Here is an 18,933-nt window from a genome sequence, read left to right as displayed (position 1 = left end):
CTTCCCCCAGGCTGCCGTTGACGGCAAGCTAGACGGGTGATGGTGCGCGAGTGGGATCCCCGGACGGCGTCGTCCGACGAGATCACGTCGTTGCTGGGCACGCTGAACGCGGTCCTCGCGGCCGACCTCCCGCAGGACCCGCCGTGGCGGGAGAGTTCCCTGCGCGAATACCTCTCCGAGGTGATGCCCGGCGAGCGGCGGATCTCCTGGATCGCCCAGGCCGAGCCGGGCGACGACGGGACGCCGGGCGAGGTCGTCGGGCATGTCCAGGTGCTGCTGCTGGGCGGCATCGGCGTGCTGGAGGTGCTGGTGCACCCGTCGGCGCGGCGCACCGGGCTGGGCCGCACCCTGGTCCGGCTGGCCGCCCGCCGGGTCTGGGACGAGGGCTTCCAGTCGATCGGCGTCGAGGTGGTCGGTGACACCCCGGCCGTCGCGTTCTACGAGTCGCTGGGCTTCACCCGGGAGTACGTCGAGACCCGCAGCGTGCTCGACCTGACCACGGTGGAGTGGCCGGCGCTGGCCGAGATGGCCACCGGCGTCGGCGCGGGCTACCACCTGGAGTTCTGGCCCGGCGGCCCGCCGGACGAGCTGATCGAGGCGTACGCGCGGGCCAAGGCGGAGGTGCGCGACGTCGACGACGGCGAACTGCGCCCCAGCTCGTACGACCCCCAGCGGCTGCGGGACAGCCTCGACACGCTGCACCGGCGCGGCATGCAGCCGTACATCGTGCTGGCCCTGCACGAGCAGTCCGGTGAGGTGGCCGGGCTGACCGAGGTGGTGGTGCCGGCACAGCACCCGACCCGCGCCGACCAGTACGACACCATCGTCGTGCAGGACCACCGCGGCTACGGCATCGACCGGGCGATCAAGGCGCGGATGCTGATGGAGCTGCGTTCGGCCGAGCCCGGCCTGGTCGAGGTGCAGACCTGGAACGCGCAGGCCAACGAGGCGATGCTGAAGGTCAACGCCGAGCTGGGCTACCGACCCGACCGGGACTGGTGTGAATACAGCGTGGACGTCGCCGAGTTGGTGCACCGGCTGGACCCGCCGGCGACCCGATCGGACGGTCCGGCGCACTGACCGGGCCGTGGCCGGCGTCCACAGCAGCACCCCCGGTCGGTGACCGGCGCGCGACGGGTGGAATTCACCAAAGCGCTGCCCGGGGGATGGACGGCGGCCAGCACCTGCACTTAACGTGCGTTAGTTCACGTTCCCCCTTCGTGGAGGCCTCATGCGCCCGCGCCGCAGATACGCCGCGCTCGCTACCGCCGCCGCCGTCACCCTTCCGGTGATCGGCGCGGCGCCCGGCGTGGCAAGCGCCGCGCCCACCGACCTGTTCATCTCCGAGTACGTCGAGGGCTCGTCCAACAACAAGGCGATCGAGCTCTACAACGGCACCGGCGCCCCGGTCGACCTGGCCGCCGGCGGCTACCAGCTCCAGCTCTTCTTCAACGGCGCGACCACGTCGACGAACGTCGCCCTGACCGGCACGGTGGCCGCCGGGGACGTCTTCGTCCTCGCCGCCTCCAGCGCCGCGCCGGCGATCCTCGCCCAGGCCGACCAGACCTACGGCTCCTCGCTGTTCAACGGTGACGACGCGATCGTGCTGCGCAAGGGCTCGACGGTGCTCGACTCGATCGGTCAAGTGGGCGTCGACCCGGGCACCGAGTGGGGCACCGGCCTCACCAGCACCGCCGACAACACGCTGCGCCGACTGCCGACGATCAGCTCCGGCGACACCGACCCGTCGGACGCCTTCGACCCGGCCGTCCAGTGGGCCGGCTTCGCCACCGACACCTTCGACGGGCTGGGCAGCCACAGCGTCGACGGCGGCGGCCCGGTGGACGCCCCGGCCGTGCTGACCTGCGGCGGCGCCCTGACCGTCGAGGCGGGCGCCACGGCGACCCGGGAGGTGACCGCCACCGACGCCGACGACACCATCGTCGACCTGGCCGTCACCGCGGTCACCCCGACCCCGGCCACCGGCTCGATCAGCCGTACCGCCCTCACCCCGGCCACCGCGGCCGGCGGCACCGCCACCGCGACGCTGACCGCGGCCGGGTTGCCCGGCGGCGCGTACACGGTCACCGTGACCGCGACGGACGCCGACGGTGGCACCGCCACCTGCACCCTCACCGTGCAGGCCACCAGCGTGCTGACGGTCGGCGAGGTGCAGGGCCGCACCGGCGACGACGAGGACGGCGCCACGGACCGGTCGCCGCTCGCCCCGGCCAGCGGCAACGGCACCAGCGCCACCCTGTACGACGTGCGCGGTGTGATCACCCAGAAGTCGCTCCTGCGTACCTCCGCCGGGGCCGACCAGTGGGGCTTCTACCTGCAGAGCCGCAAGGGCGCCGAGGACGGCGATCCGCTGACCTCCGACGGCGTCTACGTCTTCACCGGCTCGTTCAAGACGCTGATCGGCGGCTACGAGCCGACCGTCGGCGACGAGGTGGTGCTGCGCGGCCGGGTGTCGGAGTACTTCAGCCAGACCCAGCTCTCCGGCGCGTCGCTGGTGCGCAAGCTGGACTCCGGCCTCGACGTGGACACCGCCGTCCAGGTGGACGACGCCACCCCGTCGGCCGACCCGGCCGAGGTCGCCCGGTTCTGGGAGCGGCACGAGGGCGCCCTGGTGCGGGTCCGCGCGGGCAGCGGGACCACCGCGCCCCGGTACGTCTTCGCCTCCTCCCTCGACTCGGAGATCCAGGTGCTGGACCGGGAGGACCCGCTGATGAAGCGGACCGACCCGTACGCCCGCCGGTCCTTCCGCGACGCGCACCCGCTGGACGACATCCCGGGCCAGCTGTTCGACAACGGCAACCCGCAGCGGATCCTGATCGGCGCCGGCGGGGTCAAGGCCGCCGCCGGTGACAACGCCGCGCTGCTGCCGGCCGTCCGTACCTTCGACACGCTCGCCGAGGACGCCGTCGGCGCCGTCGCGTACGGCTTCAGCAAGTACACCGTCCAGCCGACGGCGGTCTCCTTCGCCGCCGGCGCCGAACCGGCGGCGAACAACCCGCCCCGGGCGGCGAACCGGGACCGGGAGGTCGCGGTGGGCACCTACAACGTCGAGAACCTGTACGACTACCGGGACGACCCGTTCGACGGCTGCGACTTCGCCGGCAACTCCGGCTGCCCCGGGGTGAGCCCGCCGTTCGACTACGTGCCGGCGGACGAGGCGGCGTACACCACCCGGCTCGGCAAGGAGGCCCGGCAGATCATCAACGACCTGCACAGCCCCGATCTGCTGATGATCCAGGAGGCCGAGGACCAGGACATCTGCTCGGTCGTCGACGGCGCGCTGACCTGCGGCGCCACCGACAACGCCGACGGCGCCCCGGACACCGTCCAGGAACTCGCCCTCACCATCGCCGCCAACGGCGGCCCGGCCTACGCCGCGGCCTACGACCGGACCGGCGCGGACGCCCGGGGCATCACCTCGGCGTTCCTCTACCGCACGGACCGGCTGGCGCTGGCGGGGGCGACCGCCGGTGACCCGCTGCTCGGCGCCGCCCCCACCGTGCAGTACCGCTCGGCGGCGCTGCCGTCGAACACCGACGTGCAGAACCCGAAGGCGCTCAACGCGGTGCTCCCGGCCGACGTGGTGGGCGACACCGACGGCAGGAACGTCTACACCCGGGCCCCGCAGGTCGGGAAGTTCACCGTGGCGGCGGCCCCGGGGGCGAGCGAGCACCTCACCCTCTGGGCGATCGCCAACCACTTCTCGTCCGGCCCGGACCGTCGGGTGGCGCAGCGGCGCGAGCAGGCCGCGTACGGGGCGGCCGTGGTCCAGGCCATCGAGGCGAGCGACGCGCGGGCCCGGGTGGTCTACGGCGGGGACCTGAACGTCTACCCCCGCCCGGACGACCCGATCGCGACGGCCGAGAACCCGACCCCGTCGGACCAGCTCGCCCCGCTCTACTCCGCCGGGATGCACAACCTGTGGGACGACATCGTCGCGCAGGTGCCGGCGGCGGCCTACTCGTACACCTACTCGGGGCAGGCGCAGACGCTGGACAACGTGTTCGTCAACGACGAGCTGCACGGTGACCTGGTGCAGGCCCGGGTGGCGCACATCAACTCCGACTACCCGGCCGACACCGACGGGCTCGGTGACCGGGGGGCCAGCGACCACGACCCGCAGGTCGCCCGGTTCCGCTCCCGGGCGTCGCTGAGCGTCGGGGACGTCACGGTGGCCGAGGGCGACCAGGGCACGAAGCCGATGACCTTCACGGTGACGGTGTCCCGGCCGCTCTCCGCGCCGGCCACGATCTGCGCCGGCACGTACGGCACCACGGCGCAGGCCGGCCAGGACTACGACGCGTACGTCGGTTGCAGGACCCTGGCCGCCGGCCAGACCTCGCTGACCTTCCCGGTGACCGTGCGCGGTGACCGGCGGGTCGAGCCCGACGAGAAGCTGACCCTGCTGGTGGCCGGCGTGCCCGGCCTTCTGCTGACCGACCCGCTCGCCGTGGGCACGATCGCCAACGACGACTGACGGTTCCACCCGACGGCGGCCCGTCGTCCAGCTCACCGGCTGGACGGCGGGCCGTCTCAGTAGTCCCACCGGCGCGGGTCGGGTGGGCGGGGCGCGGAACGGTACTTCGCCACCCGCACCTCCCACTGGCTGAGCCGGCGACGCGCCTCCCGGTCGGCCGGACAGCGGTGGAACGTCTCGGGTGGCCGGGCCAGCCCGTAGATGTCCGCCCACCATTCGCCCGGCTCGGGGTCGAGGATGACGTTCAGGTGCGACGGGTAGCGGCGGTTGGCGCCGTCCCGCATGTCGTCCCGGTCCCGCATGGGCTGGATCACCCGCCCGTCCTGGTCGACCACGGCGAGGTACAGCCCCGCCGCGCCGAGGAGACGTTCGAGGACGGCGAGACTCGGGGTCAGCTCACCGGTCTCGACCCGCGCCACCGTCGAGGGGGCCACCTTGGCGAACCGGGCCATCTGCCGCTGCCCCAGGCAGGCGATCCGCCGGGCCCGCCGGACCAGCCCGGGGATCGGGAACGGGCCGATCGTCGGTTCGTCCGGTCCCGGCCCGGTGGGTCCGTCGCCGCTCGGGCCGCAGTCGGAGGTCGAACTCATGCCGCCGACCATGCCGGCGGCACCGTCGAAGCGGCAATCCCTGTGGACAAAGCTGTGGACAACGGGTCCGGCATCCACAGCGCAGGGGTGCGCCGGCCCCGCCGCATCTCCCGCCGCCCCTTTGCTCTGCTGCAGCGGACGCAACGGTGGGAGCACCTCTGCGTTGCGTGGACTGCAGCAGAGCAAAGGGGCCGGACGGCAAGGTGGCGGGCCGGGCCGGCGGGCGCGGCGCGGCGCGGCGCGGCGGGCGCCGCAGCGCGTCAGTAACGCTGGTGGAGGAGCTGGGCGGCCTCGACGGCCCAGTAGGTGAGGATGATCTGCGCGCCGGCCCGCCGGATCGAGGTGAGCGTCTCCAGGATCACCCGCTCCCGGTCGATCCAGCCGTTCGCGGCGGCCGCCTCGACCATCGCGTACTCGCCGGAGACCTGGTAGGCGGCGACCGGGACGTCCACCGCGGCCCGGACCGCCGACACCACGTCGAGGTAGGGCAGGGCCGGCTTGACCATCACCATGTCGGCGCCCTCGGCCACGTCCAGCTCGACCTCGCGCAGCGACTCCCGCAGGTTCGCCGGGTCCTGCTGGTAGCTGCGCCGGTCGCCCTCCAGGCACGACTCCACCGCGTCCCGGAACGGACCGAAGAACGCGGAGGCGTACTTCGCGGCGTACGCCAGCACGGCGACGTCCTGGTGACCCGCGGCGTCCAGGGCCCGGCGGACCACGCCCACCTGGCCGTCCATCATCCCGGACGGCCCGACCACGTGGACCCCGGCGTTGGCCTGGGCCACCGCCATCTCGGCGTACGCGGCCAGCGTGGCGTCGTTGTCCACCTCGCCGCCCGGGGTGAGCACCCCGCAGTGCCCGTGCGAGGTGAACTCGTCCAGGCAGAGGTCGCTCATCACGACGGTGGCGTCACCCACCTCGGCGACGACGTCGCGGATGGCGACGTTGAGGATGCCCGCCGGGTCGATCCCGCCCGAGCCGGTCTCGTCCCGGGACTCCGGCACCCCGAAGAGCATGATCCCACCGACCCCGGCCTGCACCGCCTCCGCGGCGGCCTTGCGCAGCGAGTCCCGGGAGTGCTGGAGCACCCCCGGGAGCGACGCAATCTGCCGCGGCTCGGTCAGCCCCTCCTTGACGAACATCGGCACGACCAGCTCGGCCGGGTCGACGCGGGTCTCGGCGACCAGCCGCCGCACGGCCGCGTTGCGACGCAGCCGGCGGGGCCGGATCTCGGGGTACGGCATGCGGGGCCTCCCGGGGACGATCAGCGGAAGCGGAGGGCGGTCGGCCCCTGCACCTTCGAACCACGGCGCTGCTTGGCCGGCATGGCGGCCAGCTTCTCGCGCAGCTCGACGGCGTAGGCGGCGAGCGCCTCCACCAGGTCGGGCACCGAGGCGTGCTGAGGCTGGACGTCGACCCGCAGGCCGAACTCCGTCGCGGTCTCCGCCGTCTTGGGCCCGATGACTGCAACAACGGTGCGGGCGTGCGGCTTCCCGGCGATGCCGACCAGGTTCCGGACGGTGGAGGACGAGGTGAACAGCACCGCGTCGAACCCGCCCGACTTGATCGCGTCGCGGATCTCGGCGGGCGGCGGGGCCGCCCGGACGGTCCGGTACGCGGTCACGTCGTCTACCTCCCAGCCGCGCTCGGTGAGCCCGGCGGCCAGGGTCTCGGTGGCGATGTCGGCGCGCGGCAGCAGCACCCGGCCCACCGGGTCGAGGATCTCGTCGTGCGGCGAGAACTCGGCCAGCAGGCCCTCGGAGGACTGCTCGCCCGCGGGCACCAGCTCCGGCTGGATGCCGAAGGCGCGCACGGCGTCGGCGGTGGCCTCACCGATGCAGGCGATCTTGACGCCGCCGAAGTGCCGGGCGTCCAGGCCGTGCTCGGCGAACTTCTCCCAGACCGCGCGGACCGCGTTCACCGAGGTGAAGATCACCCAGGCGTACCGGCCGTCGACCAGGCCCTTGACCGCCCGCTCCATCTGGGCGGGGGTACGCGGCGGCTCGACCGCGATGGTCGGCACCTCGCACGGGATCGCCCCGTACGCGCGCAGCCGCGCGCTCATCGCGCCGGCCTGCTCCTTGGTGCGGGGCACCAGCACCTTCCAGCCGTACAGCGGGCGGTTCTCCCACCAGCTCAGCTTGTCCCGCTCGCCGACGCCGGCGCCGACGGTGAGCACCACCCGGCCGGTGAAGCCGAGCGCCGCCGCGACGAAGGAGTCGACGGTCGACGTGGTGGTGTACTGCGTCTCGCCGGTGCCGTCGCCGGTCACCCCGACGCCCGTGCCACCGTCGACCCCGGCGGCCAGCAGGCCGTCCCGGACCGCGGCCAGGTCGCCGGCGTCGATGGCCAGCGCCAGCGAGCCCCGGCCGACCGCGGCGGCCAGCGCGTCGAAGTCCAGCACGCTGACGTCCTCGACGTCGGCGGCGGTGCGTACGCCCGGCAGCGGGACACCAGCGTAGGTGGCCACACCCTCGGCCTGCCCGACACCGGGCACCACCTCGAAGTGCGCGGCGGTACGCGCCACCGCCTGCACCTCCTTGACCACCGAGTCGTGGCCGAACGGGTCACCGGCGACCAGGTGCACCGCGTTCAGGCCGGACCGGGCGGCGGAGATGAGCACCTTCGCCACGTCGCCCGGGGCGCCCTCGGCCGGGGTGAACTGGGCGTCCTCGCGGGCCTCGGCACGCACGGCGTCGAGCAGGGTCTCCGGTACGCCCCGGTCGTAGACCACCTGGTCGGCGTCGACCAGGGCGTCGTGCGCCCGGCGGGTCAGCAGGCCCGGGTCGCCGGGGCCGGCCCCGACGAACGCGATGCGGCCTACGGGCTTACGGGTGCGGGTCATTCTGTGCTCCCAAATTGCTGGGTCCCCGGGCCGGCGTGTCCTTCTTGGCCGAGGATCGAGTCGGCGCCGAGTTCGAGGAGTTCGGCGGCGAGTGCCTTGCCGATCTCCGCCGCGTCGGCGGGCGTACCGGTGCGGGACAGCCGGAGGTCTCGGGAACCGTCCGGGCTGATCACCGCCCCGCGCAGGTAGATCTCGTCACCGGTCTCACCTTCGGCGAGTTCGGCGTAGGCGGCCACGGGTGCGGAGCACCCGGCCTCCAGGGTGGCCAGCAGCGCCCGTTCCGCGACGACCGCGGCCCGGGACGGTGCGTGGTCGAGCACCGCGAGCAGTTCGACCAGTTCGTGGTCGTCGCTGCGGCATTCCACCGCCAGCGCGCCCTGGGCGGGCGCGGGCAGCATGAGCATCGGGTCGAGCGTCTCGGTGATCACGTCGGCCCGGCCGATCCGGACCAGGCCGGCCCGGGCCAGGACGACGGCGTCCAGGTCGGCGTCCGGGCCGACGACCCGCCCGAGGCGGGTGTCGATGTTGCCCCGGATCGGCGTGACCTCCAGCTGGAGGCCGAGGGCGTGCAGTTGGGCGATGCGCCGCAGCGCGCCGGTGCCGATCCGCGACCCGGGGGGCAGCTCGGCCAGCGTCCGGCCGTCCCGGGCGATCAGCGCGTCCCGCGGGTCCTGTCGGGGCGGCACCGCCGCGATGTGCAGGTCGGGCGCGTCCGCGGTGGGCAGGTCCTTGTACGAGTGCACCGCGAGGTCGATGGTGCCGGCGGTCAGCGCGTCACGCAGGGCGGACACGAAGACGCCGACGCCGAGCCGGTGCACCGGGGCCGAGGAACGGTCGCCGGCGGTCACCACCTCGACCAGCTCGACGGGACGCCCGGTGGCGGCGGTCAGCGCGTCGGCGACCTGGCCGGACTGGGCCATCGCCAGGGTGCTGCCCCGGGTACCCAGGCGCAGGGGGGTGCTCATCGCTCACCTCCGGTGGACGGGACGTCGGTGCCGTCGACCGGCGCGGCGGCCGGGACCTCGGCCACCCCGAAGGACGGCCGGCCGGTGGCCTCCACGCCCGGGACACCCTCGGCCTCGACGACGTCGGGGACGGTGTCGACCGGGGAGGTCTGCGGCACCTGAAGGTCGAACAGTTCACGCAGCAGCGCGGCGTACTGGTCGCCGCCGGGCTCGGCGGCGAGCTGGCGGACCCGCACGGTGGGCTGGTGCAGCAGCCGCTGCACCACCCGGTGCACCGTCCGGGCGACGTCGGCCCGCTGCTCGTCGGTGAAGTCGGGGCGGCGCTGGGCGAGCCGGCGCAGCTCGGCGGTGACCACGTCGTCGGCGCGCCCGCGCAGGGCGGCCACGGTGGGCGCCACGTCGGCGCCGCGCAGCCAGGACAGGAACGCCTCGACCTCGGCCGTGACGATCCGGGTGACCTCGGCGGCGTCGGCGGCGGCCGGTCCGTCGGCGAGGATGGCGGCCATCCGGTCGATGTCGATCACCTCGACGCCGGGCAGGTCGGCCACGCCGTCGGCGACGTCGCGCGGCACGGCCAGGTCGAGCAGGACCAGCGGGCCACGCCCGGCCTCGCGCCGGCCCAGCGCCCGGGTCACCACGTCGAGGTCGAGGACCGGTTCGGTGGCGGCGGTGGCGGCCACCACGATGTCCACTGTGGCGAGCGCGTCGGCGAGTTCGCTCATCGGCACGGCGTTCGCCCCGTACGACTCGGCGAGGCGCACGGCCCGGTCGGCGCCGCGGTTGGTGACGGTGAGCGGCCCGGCGCCGAGCCGGGAGAGCGTCGCCACGCCGAGGGAGCCCATCGCGCCGGCCCCGACCACCATGGCCGGCCGGCCCGCGAGGTCGCCGTCGAGGTGACCGGCGGCCAGGTCGAGCGCGGCGCTGACCACGCTCTGGCCGGCCCGGTCGATGTTGGTCTCGGCGTGCGCCCGCTTGCCGACCCGCAGGGCCTGCTGCATCAGCTCGTGGACCAGCCGGCCGGCCGAGTCGGCCCCGGCGGCCCAGTGGTACGCGTCGCGCAGCTGGCCGAGGATCTGCGCCTCGCCGACCACCATCGAGTCCAGGCCGGCGGCGACCCGGAAGACGTGGTCGACCGCGGCGGCGTCGTAGTGCACGTAGAGGTGGCTGGCCAGCGCGGCCGGCGGGGCGCCGGCCTGCTCGGCGAGGACCGCGCAGATGTCGCCGAGGCCCCCGTGGAAGCCGGAGACGGCGGCGTAGACCTCCACCCGGTTGCAGGTGGAGACGAGCACGGCCTCGGCGACGTACGGCTGGGCGACCAGGCGGTCCAGGGTGCGGGTGAGGTCGGCGGGGGCCACCGCCAGCCGCTCCAGGGTGGCGACCGGGGCGGTGCGGTAGGACGCGCCGACGACGAGCAGTTTCACGTGCCGATCGCCTCCTGGGTGTCGGTGGCCGCGAGTCCGCCGGGCAGGGCGGTGAGGCCGGATCCGCCGGTGGCGGGGAGCGCGGTCAGCGACGCCTTGCGGTGCTCGTGGAAGGACAGGATCTGCAACTCGATGGCGAGGTCGACCTTGCGCACGTCGACCCCCTCCGGAACCGAGAGTACGCACGGCGCGAAGTTGAGGATGCTCGTCACGCCGACGGTGACGAGCTGGTCGGCGACGGCCTGGGCGGCGGCGGCCGGGGTGGCGATCACGCCGATCGCGATCGACTCCTCGGCGGCGACCCGGGGCAGCTCGTCGACATGCCGTACGACCAGCCCGTTGATGACCTCGCCGACCCGGGAGCGGTCGGCGTCGAGGAGGGCGGCGATCCGGAAGCCACGGCTGGCGAAGCCGTCGTAGCCGGCCAGGGCGTGACCGAGATTACCCACGCCGACGAGGGCCACGGCCCGGCGCTGGGTCAGGCCGAGGACGTACTCGATCTGCTCGATCAGCAGCGCGACGTCATAACCGACGCCCCGGGTGCCGTACGAGCCGAGCTGGGAGAGGTCCTTGCGGAGCTTGGCGGAGTTGACCCCGGCGGCGCCGGCGAGCCCCTCGCTGGAGACCGTCTCGTGCCCGACCTCGGCGAGGTTGTGCAGGGCTCGGAGGTATTCCGGAAGCCGCGCGACGGTCGCCTCCGGCAGGTCCGGAAGCGCCGGTACGGCACCGGCGCGGCCGGGCGCGCCAGGGTGACGGTGCTGACTCATGAGACTCCGTGCGGTGCGATCCTCGGCCAGCTCCGGTGCCCGGCCATTTCGGGACCCCCGCTCGCGACCGAGGTTGTCGGTCGTGCTAGCGGGGCGCGTCGGAACTACAGAGTAGGCGCTTGTGAAGACGTGCACAAATCGCGATCTTGCTGATCCGCGACGCCCCTCCACCAGCTCCTCCATTCCACAAGATCGATCCGGCGGCCTCCGCCGGCGCCGCTCGGCGATTATTGCTCAATTACGACTTCTCTGACCAATCGCGCGCGCGTGGTCGCGGAGAGTGACCGGCGGCCGGAGGCCGGGGCGACCGCCGACGCCGGCCGGGGGTAGGGAGAACCCCACCCCCGATACACCGGCGCACCGGATGGGCCGAAACGGACATCGCTCCTAGCCTGAGCACATGACCGCCGTACCCCTGACCGCTGCGGCGCCGCTGCGCGCAACGGCCCGCCAACTCCTTCGCGACTCCGGATACGTGCTGCTCGGCCTGCCGCTCGCGGTCGCCGGCTTCGCCGCCTTCGTGGTGGGAATCTCACTCAGCGCCGGCCTGCTGGTCACCACCCTGGGCCTGCCCGTCCTCGCCGGCGCCCTCTACGTGGCCCGCGCGCTGGCCGACGTCGAGCGGTTCCGGCTCCCCGCCGTGCTGCGCCAGCCCCGGGTACGCCCCGCCTACCTCACCCCCCGACCCGGTGGCGGCTACTGGCACCGGATCTTCACCCCGATGCGCGACGCACAGTCCTGGCTCGACCTCGCCCACGCGCTGGTCAAGCTGCCGGTGGCGCTGCTCACCTTCGTCCTGCTGGTGGTCTGGTGGGCGCTCGCGCTCACCGGCACCCTCTACTGGGCGTACGACTGGGCCATCCCCCGCGGGCCCGACGACCAGGACCTGAGCCAGCTGCTCGGGATGGGCGACGGGGCCACCGCCCGGATCGGGCTGAACACCGCGCTCGGCCTCTTCGCGCTGCTCACGCTGCCGCTGATGGCCCGCGGCTGCGCCCTGCTCCAGGCGTCCTTCGCCCGGGCCCTGCTCACCGGGGTGGCCGAGGTACGCAACCGGATCAGCACCCTGGAGGAGCAGAAGCGGGCCGCCGCCTCCGCCGAGGCGACCGCCCTGCGCCGGCTGGAACGCGACATCCACGACGGCCCGCAGCAGCGGCTGGTCCGCCTCGCCATGGACCTGAGCCGGGCCCGCCACCAGCTCGCCGCCGACCCGGAGGCGGCCGGCCGCACCCTCGACGAGGCCGTCACCCAGGCCCGGGAGACCCTCGACGAGCTGCGCGCCCTGTCCCGGGGCATCGCCCCGCCGATCCTCGTCGACCGCGGCCTGCCCAGCGCGCTGGCCGCCCTCGCCGGCCGCTCCCTGGTCCCGGTCGACCTGGCCGTCGACCCGGAGCTCGGCACGCCCGCCGGGCGGCTCGACCCGGCGGTGGAGAACACCGCCTACTTCGTGGTCGCCGAGGCGCTCACCAACGTCGCCAAGCACAGCGGCGCGACCACCGGGCGGGTCACTGTCACCCGCCGGGTGGGCCGGCTGGAGGTCGAGGTCACCGACGACGGGATGGGTGGCGCGCACCTGGCCAAGGGGCACGGCCTGGCCGGGCTCGCCGACCGGGTCCGGGCGGTCGGGGGCACGCTGGACCTGGCCAGCCCGGCCGGCGGCCCGACCGGGCTGCGCGTCGAGCTGCCCCGGTGAGCGGGCGCGGGCCGGCCGGGCGGCGGATGCCACGCCCACCCGACCCGGACTGCGGCGGGCTCAGCGGCCCGAGGTGGTAGACACCGTGGGTATGCGGGTGGTGATCGCGGACGACGCCGTACTGCTCCGGGAGGGGCTGATCCGGCTGCTGACCGAGTTCGGGCACCGGGTGGTGGCCGCCGTCGGCGACGGTGACGCCCTGGTGGCGGCGGTGGTGGAACACCGGCCGGACGTGTCGCTGGTGGACGTCCGGATGCCACCGACGCACACCGACGAGGGGCTGCGGGCGGCGGTGGCGGCCCGCCGGCTGGTGCCGCGTACGCCGGTCCTGGTGCTCTCCCAGTACGTCGAGGTGTCGTACGCCGAGGACCTGCTCGCCACCACCGGCGGCGCGGGCGGCGGCGGGATCGGCTACCTGCTCAAGGACCGGGTGGCCGCGATCGACGAGTTCCTGGACGCGCTGGCCCGGGTGGCCGCCGGCGGCACCGTGCTCGACCCGGAGGTGGTCGCCCAGCTGCTGGTCCGCCGGCGCCGCGACGACCCGCTGGCGGCGCTGACCCCGCGCGAGCGCGAGGTGCTGGCCCTGATGGCCGAGGGCCGCTCCAACACCAACATCGCGCGGGCGCTGGTGGTCAGCGACGGCGCCGTGGAGAAGCACGTCCGCAACATCTTCACCAAGCTCGACCTGCCCCCCGACCCCACCACCCACCACCGCCGGGTCCAGGCCGTCCTCACCTACCTCCACCCCCACCCCTGACCGACCGGCCCCCGAGGGTCAGGGGAGGGTCTGGGCCAGGGTCACCGCCTGGGTGAGGGTGTCGGCGACCGGGTGGGGGGTGGCGCGGAGGGTTTCCGGGTGGGAGAGACCGCCGGTGTAGAGGACGCAGCGGGCGCCGACCGAGAGCGCCGCGTCGGCGTCGTCGACCGAGTCACCGATCAACACCACCTCGTGGCCGGCCAGGCCCAGCTCGGCGAGGTGCTTCGCCAGCCACTCGGCCTTCGGGCCGCCGCCGACGGTGGCGCGCAGCCCGTCGATCCGGGCGAAGTGCGGGGTCAACCCGTACGTGTGCACGGTCGGCACCAGCTCCTCGTGGAACCACATGGACAGCAGCGACTGGCTACCCGGCCACGCGGCGATCGCCGCCGTCGCGTCGTCGGCCAGTGCGCAACTGGTCAGCCCCGCCCGGTACGCGTCGTGGAAGATCCGGTCCAGCGCCCCGAACGCCTCCGCGTCGACCGCCCGGCCCAGCATCTCGGCGTAGTAGTCGGCGATCGGCCGGCGGAACCGGATCCGGTGCTCGTCGGCGGTCACGGCCGGACCACCGGCGCTGGCGAACGCCGTGTTGGTCGCCTGGACCACCAGGTCCAGGTCGTTGAGCAGGGTGCCGTTCCAGTCCCACACCAGGTGGTGCCGCGCAGGGGTCATCCGTGCACCATAATCGGCTCCTCAGAGCTGCGGGGTGGTGAGGTCGCGCAGCAGCCGGTCCTCCTCCACCCGCCAGTAGCCGTGCTCCTTGCCGTCGAGCAGCACCACGGGCAGCCGGTCGCCGTACTCGCGTTCCAGCTCGACGTCGTCGGTGACGTCCTTCTCGATCCACCGGTCGCCGGTGACCGCCACCACCCGGTCCATCGCCTCGCGCGCGTCCTCGCACAGGTGGCAGCCGGGCCGGGTGATCAGGGCGAGCCGGGCGTCAGTGGACATCGGGTACCTCCGTGGAGCGGTCGGCCGCAGCCGGCGGGCGGGCGCCGGCCGGAGCCGGGCGCAGCTGGATCTTGCGTACCTTGCCGATCGCCGAGTACGGCAGCGTGTCGACGAACTCGACGCCGGTCGGGCACTTGAAACGGGCCAGGTTGCGGGCGCAGTGGGCGAGCAGCTCCGCCTCGGTCACCGGCCGGTCCGCCGCCGCCACCACGTACGCCCGGACAGTCTCGCCGGTCCGCGGGTGCGGCACGCCGAGGACGGCCGACTCGGCCACCGCCGGGTGCGCCTGGAGCACCAGCTCCACCTCGTGCGGGTAGACGTTGAAGCCGTTGACCAGGATCAGCTCGCCGAGCCGGTCGACCAGGAACAGCTCCCCGTCGGAGTCGGCGTAGGCCACGTCGCGGGTGGCCCACCAGCCGTCGGCGTCCGGGCCGCCCCGCCCGTCCGGCCAGTAGCCGGAGAAGAGGTTCGCGCCGCGCACCACGATCTCGCCCGGGTCGGTGCCCGGCGAGTCGTCGGTCAGGTCCAGCTCGTCGGCGTCGTCGTCCGGCTCCGGCACGCCGTCGCGCCACAGGTCCACCCCGTCCGGGCCGACCAGGCGCAGCTCCACCCCCGGCAGCGGCCGGCCGATCGAGCCGGGCCTCGGCTCGCCGTCGACCAGGGTGGAGGTGAGCACCGGGGCGGTCTCGGTGAGGCCGTACCCGACGTGCACCGGATGGCCGGTCGCCTCGGTGAACCGGGCCGCGACCGCCGGCGCCAGCGGCGCCGCGCCGCAGACCGCGACCCGCACCGACCGCATCGCCGCGCCGAGCGCGCCCGCCTCCGCCGTCGACCAGGCCAGGAACATCGACGGTACGCCGACCAGCACGCTCACCGGGTGCCGGACGAGCAGGTCCAGCGCCCCACCCGCGCCCGGCTCGTCGACCAGCACCCCGGTCGCCCCGTGGTGCAGCACCGCACCGAGCCCCGAGTTCAGCCCGTACGCGTGGAACAGCGGCAGGGCGAGCAGCACGGTGTCGTCCGGCCCGACCACCGGCGGGGTGATCCGCGCGATCTGCTCGTGGTTGGCGGTCAGCGCCCGGTGCGACAGCATGGCGCCCTTGGCGTGCCCCTCGGTGCCGGAGGTGTAGAGCAGCACCGCCAGGTCCTCCCCGCCCCGCCGCGGGAACGGGCGGGACCGGTCGCCGGGGGCGGCCGGCGGGGTGGTGTGCACTGCGGTCAGCGCCGGCAGTTCGGCGGCGATCCCGGCCACCCGGTCCCGCACCGCCGGCGCGCAGATCAGGGTGGCGGCGCCGGAGTCGGCCAGCACGTGCCGCAGTTCCGGCGCGGTGAGCCCGGGGTTGACCGGCACGGCGACCAGCCCGGCCCGCAGCGCCCCGAGGTAGCCGAGGACGAAGTCGACGGAGTTGGGCAGCGCGATGGCGACCCGGCCCGGCGTGTCGGTGGGGCCGGTCGGGGCCAGCGCGGCGGCGACGGCGTCCACCGCCGCGTCCAGTTCGGACCAGGTGAGGGTCCGGTCCCGTCCGATCAGGGCGGGATGCTCACCGCGCTCGGCGGCCACCCGGCGGAGCCGGTCGGCGAGGTTCGGCGCGGAGCCTTCTGCTGCGTCCTGCACGGTGGCTGAGTCTGGCACAGCGGACGGCGGCCGGGCCACGCCTCACCTACGCCGGACCCCCGCCCACCCCGTCCGACCAGGAGTTTCCTTCACGAACCGGTCCGGTTGGGAAAGTCAATCGCACACGACGGACAACCGGTCCGCCATCTGTGCGTCGCCGGAGGAAATACTTCCGCTCTGTGTAACGGACTTGCCACGCATGGGTGACGTTGGCCCTATCATCACTCGGGTCGGCTCACCCCATTTGCCGTGAGTCGACACCCCTCAGCCCGAGGAGGCCCCCGTGCCCGTGAGCGCATTGGACCAGCACCTCAAGGGGATCTGCCGCCCGCCGGCACGTCCCGGACCGGCCCTGCCCCACGGCAGCCCCGGTCACGTCCCGGCGGTGCCGTGGCGCGCGGTGCGACCGACAGCCCACCGGAGCGGGGAGGCACGGTGACCACCTTCGGTTACGCCGACAAGCCGGCCGGCCTGACCGGCCCGGCGCCCCGAACACCGGTGAACGAGCGGTTGAGTTCCACCGAGGACAGGTGGGGGCTGGCCGTGCAGGGCGACGGCGCTTCCCGGCGGCCCCGCAGCCGGCCGCACCCCAACGAGGCGCCGGCCCGCCCGGCGGTACCCGGGGGCAACGCCCGACCGGCCGGCGGGGTGGCCGTACCGGCCCGGCCGGTGATGCCCTCGCAGGGCCGACGGTCCGCCGAGACCCCGGCGCCCGACCCGGCGGCCGCCGAGACGGCGGTGCTCCCCGCGGTACGCCCGGAGCCCCCGGCCGCCCCGGCGACCGGCTATCCGAGCCGACCCGACCCGTCCGACCCGGCGACCGAGGTGTGGACGCTGGTCGAGCGGGCCCAGGCCGGTGAGTCCGAGGCGTTCGGCCTGATCTACGACCGGTACGTCGACACCGTCTTCCGGTTCGTCTACTTCCGGGTCGGCAACCGGCAGCTCGCCGAGGACCTCACCTCCGACACGTTCCTGCGGGCGCTCAAGCGGATCGGCAGCTTCACCTGGCAGGGCCGGGACCTCGGCGCCTGGCTGGTGACGATCGCCCGGAACCTGGTCGCCGACCACTTCAAGTCCGGCCGCTACCGGCTGGAGGTGACCACCGGCGACGTGCTGGACGCCGACCGGGAGGACCGCGGGCCGGAGGGCAGCCCGGAGGCGGCGGTGGTCGAGCACATCACCAACGTCGCCCTGCTCACCGCGGTCACCCAGCTGAACCCGGAACAGCAGGAGTGCATCGTGCTGCGGTTCCTCCAGGGCTTCTCGGTGGCCGAGACCGCCCGGGCGATGGGCAAGAACGAGGGCGCCATCAAGGCTCTCCAGTACCGGGCGGTGCGAGCGCTGGCCCGGCTGCTCCCGGACGGCTTCCAGCCCTGACCAGGTTCCGCCGCCCGACCCGCCCCGTCTCCGGGCTCCGCGGGTCGGGCCCCCGCCGACCCGCCACCCGCCGTCCGCGTACCGGCCGGCCCGGGCCGCGCGGCCCCGGCCACCGCCGCCCCGGCGCCCGGCCGCCGTCCCGTCCGGCCCCGGGTGCCGGCCGCACCCCGCCCCGACGCTGACCACCGCCGGGCCGCACCACCATGGCCGGCACCCGGCGTACGACCGGCAGCCCACCACCAGAGTGGGTCGCGCGTGGCGGGGGACGGGCCGACCGGCCGACCGTCGGGCATCCGACCGGCCGACCGTCGGCACCCGTGACGGCGATCACTCTTCGTGATTTCGGCCCTGAACGCCCCGTAACTTGTGCCCGGCGCGCTCCGTTTCTCCGGGTGCGACCGGTGGTTGCCCGGCGTCCCCCGGCCCACCCGGTTCGGAAACGCGGTCGAGGCGGCCCAGGCCGTCGGCGTTCCGCCTCGCCGGTCGCTGGTGATCTACACGGCATCCGCCGTGACCAGCGAGAGGAGGTGCCTGCGGTGGACAGCAACCTCTTCTCCCGTCGGCGCGCGGAGCGGTTCGCGCAGCTTCTCGACGAAGCCGACGGAGGCCGGCGACACCACGTCCGGTCCCGGGCGGACGACCGGCTCACCGAGCTCGTCGCGATCGGCCAGCAGCTCCGGACGAGCCGCCCGGCCGCGCCGGTCGACCCGGAGTTCCGGACCGGCCTGCGCGCGATGCTCGTGGCGACCGCCGAGCGGGAGGGCATCGGCGCCGCGCCCACCGAACGCCCGGCGACGACGACCGGCCACTCCCCGGCCACCACGTCGGGGCGTACCTTCCTCCCGGCGGTGACCGCTCGGCGGGCCCGGGCCCGGGGCGCCATCCTGATCGGCGTGGCGGCCGGCGCGATCGCCGTCTCCGGCATCTCCGCCGCCAGCGAGAACGCGGTGCCCGGCGACGCCCTGTACGGGATGAAGCGCTCCACCGAACGCGCCCAGCTCGCCCTGGCCAGCTCCGACATCAGCCGCGGCCAGCTCTTCCTGGACTTCGCCCGGACCCGCCTCGACGAGGCCGGCACCCTGCGGGGCGACCGGGCCGGGTTCACCGCCGTCCTGGACGACATGGACGCCGACACCCGCCAGGGCGTACGCCTGCTCACCACCACGGCCGCCCGGCGGGCCGAACCGGCCGGCCTGGACGCCGTCAACGCCTTCCTCACCGGGCAGCGACGGGAGGTCGCCGCCCTGCTCAACACGGTGACCCGGAGCGAACGGGACCGGACCCGCCGGTCACTGGCGCTGTTGGACGCGATCCGTAAGCGGTCCGACGGCCTGCGTGCGGCGATCGCCTGCGACCTCGCCACACCCGCCACCAGCGACGCCCTCGGCCCGGTGCCGGGCAGCTGCCCGGGCGACCGCTGAGGCCGGCGCGACAGGGCAGCCAGGCACGCCACAGTTGCC

15 protein-coding genes are annotated in these 18,933 nt (G+C 74.5%); 6 read left to right on the top strand and 9 right to left on the bottom strand.

The features are described 5' to 3' along the window. Window positions 1-39: 39 nt before the first annotated feature. Both GA0070564_RS21620 and GA0070564_RS21615 read left to right on the top strand, forming a co-directional pair. Entirely contained in the window at window positions 40-1,080 is a 1,041-nt protein-coding gene (locus GA0070564_RS21620) for a GNAT family N-acetyltransferase (RefSeq protein WP_091611477.1), read from the top strand. 151 nt (window positions 1,081-1,231) lie between these two features. Further along, window positions 1,232-4,498, top strand: coding sequence for a lamin tail domain-containing protein (locus GA0070564_RS21615; protein ID WP_091611473.1), 3,267 nt, complete (start codon window positions 1,232-1,234; stop codon window positions 4,496-4,498). 56 nt (window positions 4,499-4,554) lie between these two features. Here the strand turns inward: GA0070564_RS21615 and GA0070564_RS21610 are convergent, their stop codons facing one another. The 6 genes from GA0070564_RS21610 to GA0070564_RS21585 all read right to left on the bottom strand — a co-directional run bounded on the left by GA0070564_RS21610 (window position 4,555) and on the right by GA0070564_RS21585 (window position 11,086). Continuing rightward, the gene (locus GA0070564_RS21610; protein ID WP_176730780.1) at window positions 4,555-5,088 is read right to left on the bottom strand and encodes a helix-turn-helix domain-containing protein; all 534 of its coding nucleotides are present in this window, start codon (window positions 5,086-5,088) and stop codon (window positions 4,555-4,557) included. A 260-nt stretch (window positions 5,089-5,348) separates the two neighbouring features. Beyond that, on the bottom strand, window positions 5,349-6,332 hold the full coding sequence (gene hemB / locus GA0070564_RS21605; protein ID WP_091611469.1) for a porphobilinogen synthase: 984 nt from the start codon (window positions 6,330-6,332) through the stop codon (window positions 5,349-5,351). Between the two features lie 20 nt (window positions 6,333-6,352). Next, the gene (locus tag GA0070564_RS21600) at window positions 6,353-7,933 is read right to left on the bottom strand and encodes a bifunctional uroporphyrinogen-III C-methyltransferase/uroporphyrinogen-III synthase (protein WP_091611465.1); all 1,581 of its coding nucleotides are present in this window, start codon (window positions 7,931-7,933) and stop codon (window positions 6,353-6,355) included. Then, window positions 7,930-8,898: a hydroxymethylbilane synthase gene (gene hemC, locus GA0070564_RS21595; RefSeq protein WP_091611462.1), complete on the bottom strand. Its 969-nt coding sequence runs from the start codon at window positions 8,896-8,898 to the stop codon at window positions 7,930-7,932. The genes GA0070564_RS21600 and hemC overlap by 4 nt, the downstream gene beginning before the upstream one ends. After that, on the bottom strand, window positions 8,895-10,319 hold the full coding sequence (locus tag GA0070564_RS21590) for a glutamyl-tRNA reductase (RefSeq protein ID WP_091611459.1): 1,425 nt from the start codon (window positions 10,317-10,319) through the stop codon (window positions 8,895-8,897). The genes hemC and GA0070564_RS21590 overlap by 4 nt, the downstream gene beginning before the upstream one ends. Then, window positions 10,316-11,086 carry a redox-sensing transcriptional repressor Rex gene (locus tag GA0070564_RS21585; protein ID WP_091611457.1) on the bottom strand — a complete coding sequence of 257 codons (771 nt, stop codon included), beginning with the start codon at window positions 11,084-11,086 and terminating at the stop codon, window positions 10,316-10,318. Before GA0070564_RS21585 ends, GA0070564_RS21590 begins: the two co-directional genes overlap by 4 nt. Window positions 11,087-11,486: 400 nt before the next feature. Here GA0070564_RS21585 and GA0070564_RS21580 point away from each other — a divergent pair, with 400 nt between their 5' ends. Next, window positions 11,487-12,779 (top strand): sensor histidine kinase, encoded by a 1,293-nt coding sequence (locus tag GA0070564_RS21580; protein ID WP_091611454.1) that lies wholly within the window; start codon window positions 11,487-11,489, stop codon window positions 12,777-12,779. 91 nt (window positions 12,780-12,870) lie between these two features. Next, entirely contained in the window at window positions 12,871-13,536 is a 666-nt protein-coding gene (locus tag GA0070564_RS21575) for a LuxR C-terminal-related transcriptional regulator (protein WP_091611452.1), read from the top strand. Between the two features lie 18 nt (window positions 13,537-13,554). Here GA0070564_RS21575 and GA0070564_RS21570 read toward each other — a convergent pair whose 3' ends face one another. Genes GA0070564_RS21570 through GA0070564_RS21560 form a run of 3 tightly spaced genes read right to left on the bottom strand, consistent with a single transcriptional unit; the run spans window position 13,555 to window position 16,096 of the window. Next, entirely contained in the window at window positions 13,555-14,205 is a 651-nt protein-coding gene (locus tag GA0070564_RS21570; protein ID WP_091611449.1) for an HAD family hydrolase, read from the bottom strand. A 21-nt stretch (window positions 14,206-14,226) separates the two neighbouring features. After that, entirely contained in the window at window positions 14,227-14,481 is a 255-nt protein-coding gene (locus tag GA0070564_RS21565) for a glutaredoxin family protein (RefSeq protein ID WP_091611446.1), read from the bottom strand. Further along, window positions 14,471-16,096 carry an AMP-binding protein gene (locus tag GA0070564_RS21560; RefSeq protein ID WP_091611444.1) on the bottom strand — a complete coding sequence of 542 codons (1,626 nt, stop codon included), beginning with the start codon at window positions 16,094-16,096 and terminating at the stop codon, window positions 14,471-14,473. The genes GA0070564_RS21565 and GA0070564_RS21560 overlap by 11 nt, the downstream gene beginning before the upstream one ends. A gap of 435 nt (window positions 16,097-16,531) precedes the next feature. Between GA0070564_RS21560 and GA0070564_RS21555 the strand changes: the two genes are divergently transcribed. Further along, window positions 16,532-17,473: an ECF subfamily RNA polymerase sigma factor, BldN family gene (locus tag GA0070564_RS21555; protein ID WP_091611441.1), complete on the top strand. Its 942-nt coding sequence runs from the start codon at window positions 16,532-16,534 to the stop codon at window positions 17,471-17,473. A gap of 536 nt (window positions 17,474-18,009) precedes the next feature. After that, window positions 18,010-18,894, top strand: a complete 885-nt coding sequence (locus GA0070564_RS21550; RefSeq protein ID WP_091611438.1) for a DUF5667 domain-containing protein — start codon at window positions 18,010-18,012, stop codon at window positions 18,892-18,894. The last annotated feature ends 39 nt before the right edge of the window (window positions 18,895-18,933 follow it).

It is taken from the genome of Micromonospora mirobrigensis, from assembly GCF_900091555.1.
In the GTDB taxonomy this organism is placed as follows: Bacteria; Actinomycetota; Actinomycetes; order Mycobacteriales; family Micromonosporaceae; genus Micromonospora; species Micromonospora mirobrigensis.
Note: the sequence above shows the minus strand (reverse complement) of the source record. Positions and strands in the feature narration are given on the sequence as shown.

Coding starts and splice junctions, on each gene's coding strand:
- hemC (WP_091611462.1), bottom strand. CDS start 8,898: ATGAGCACCCCCCTGCGCCTGGGTACCCGGGGCAGCACCCTGGCGATG.
- GA0070564_RS21575 (WP_091611452.1), top strand. CDS start 12,871: ATGCGGGTGGTGATCGCGGACGACGCCGTACTGCTCCGGGAGGGGCTG.
- GA0070564_RS21585 (WP_091611457.1), bottom strand. CDS start 11,086: ATGAGTCAGCACCGTCACCCTGGCGCGCCCGGCCGCGCCGGTGCCGTA.
- GA0070564_RS21580 (WP_091611454.1), top strand. CDS start 11,487: ATGACCGCCGTACCCCTGACCGCTGCGGCGCCGCTGCGCGCAACGGCC.
- GA0070564_RS21565 (WP_091611446.1), bottom strand. CDS start 14,481: ATGTCCACTGACGCCCGGCTCGCCCTGATCACCCGGCCCGGCTGCCAC.
- GA0070564_RS21600 (WP_091611465.1), bottom strand. CDS start 7,933: ATGACCCGCACCCGTAAGCCCGTAGGCCGCATCGCGTTCGTCGGGGCC.
- GA0070564_RS21620 (WP_091611477.1), top strand. CDS start 40: ATGGTGCGCGAGTGGGATCCCCGGACGGCGTCGTCCGACGAGATCACG.
- GA0070564_RS21570 (WP_091611449.1), bottom strand. CDS start 14,205: ATGACCCCTGCGCGGCACCACCTGGTGTGGGACTGGAACGGCACCCTG.
- GA0070564_RS21615 (WP_091611473.1), top strand. CDS start 1,232: ATGCGCCCGCGCCGCAGATACGCCGCGCTCGCTACCGCCGCCGCCGTC.
- GA0070564_RS21610 (WP_176730780.1), bottom strand. CDS start 5,088: ATGAGTTCGACCTCCGACTGCGGCCCGAGCGGCGACGGACCCACCGGG.
- hemB (WP_091611469.1), bottom strand. CDS start 6,332: ATGCCGTACCCCGAGATCCGGCCCCGCCGGCTGCGTCGCAACGCGGCC.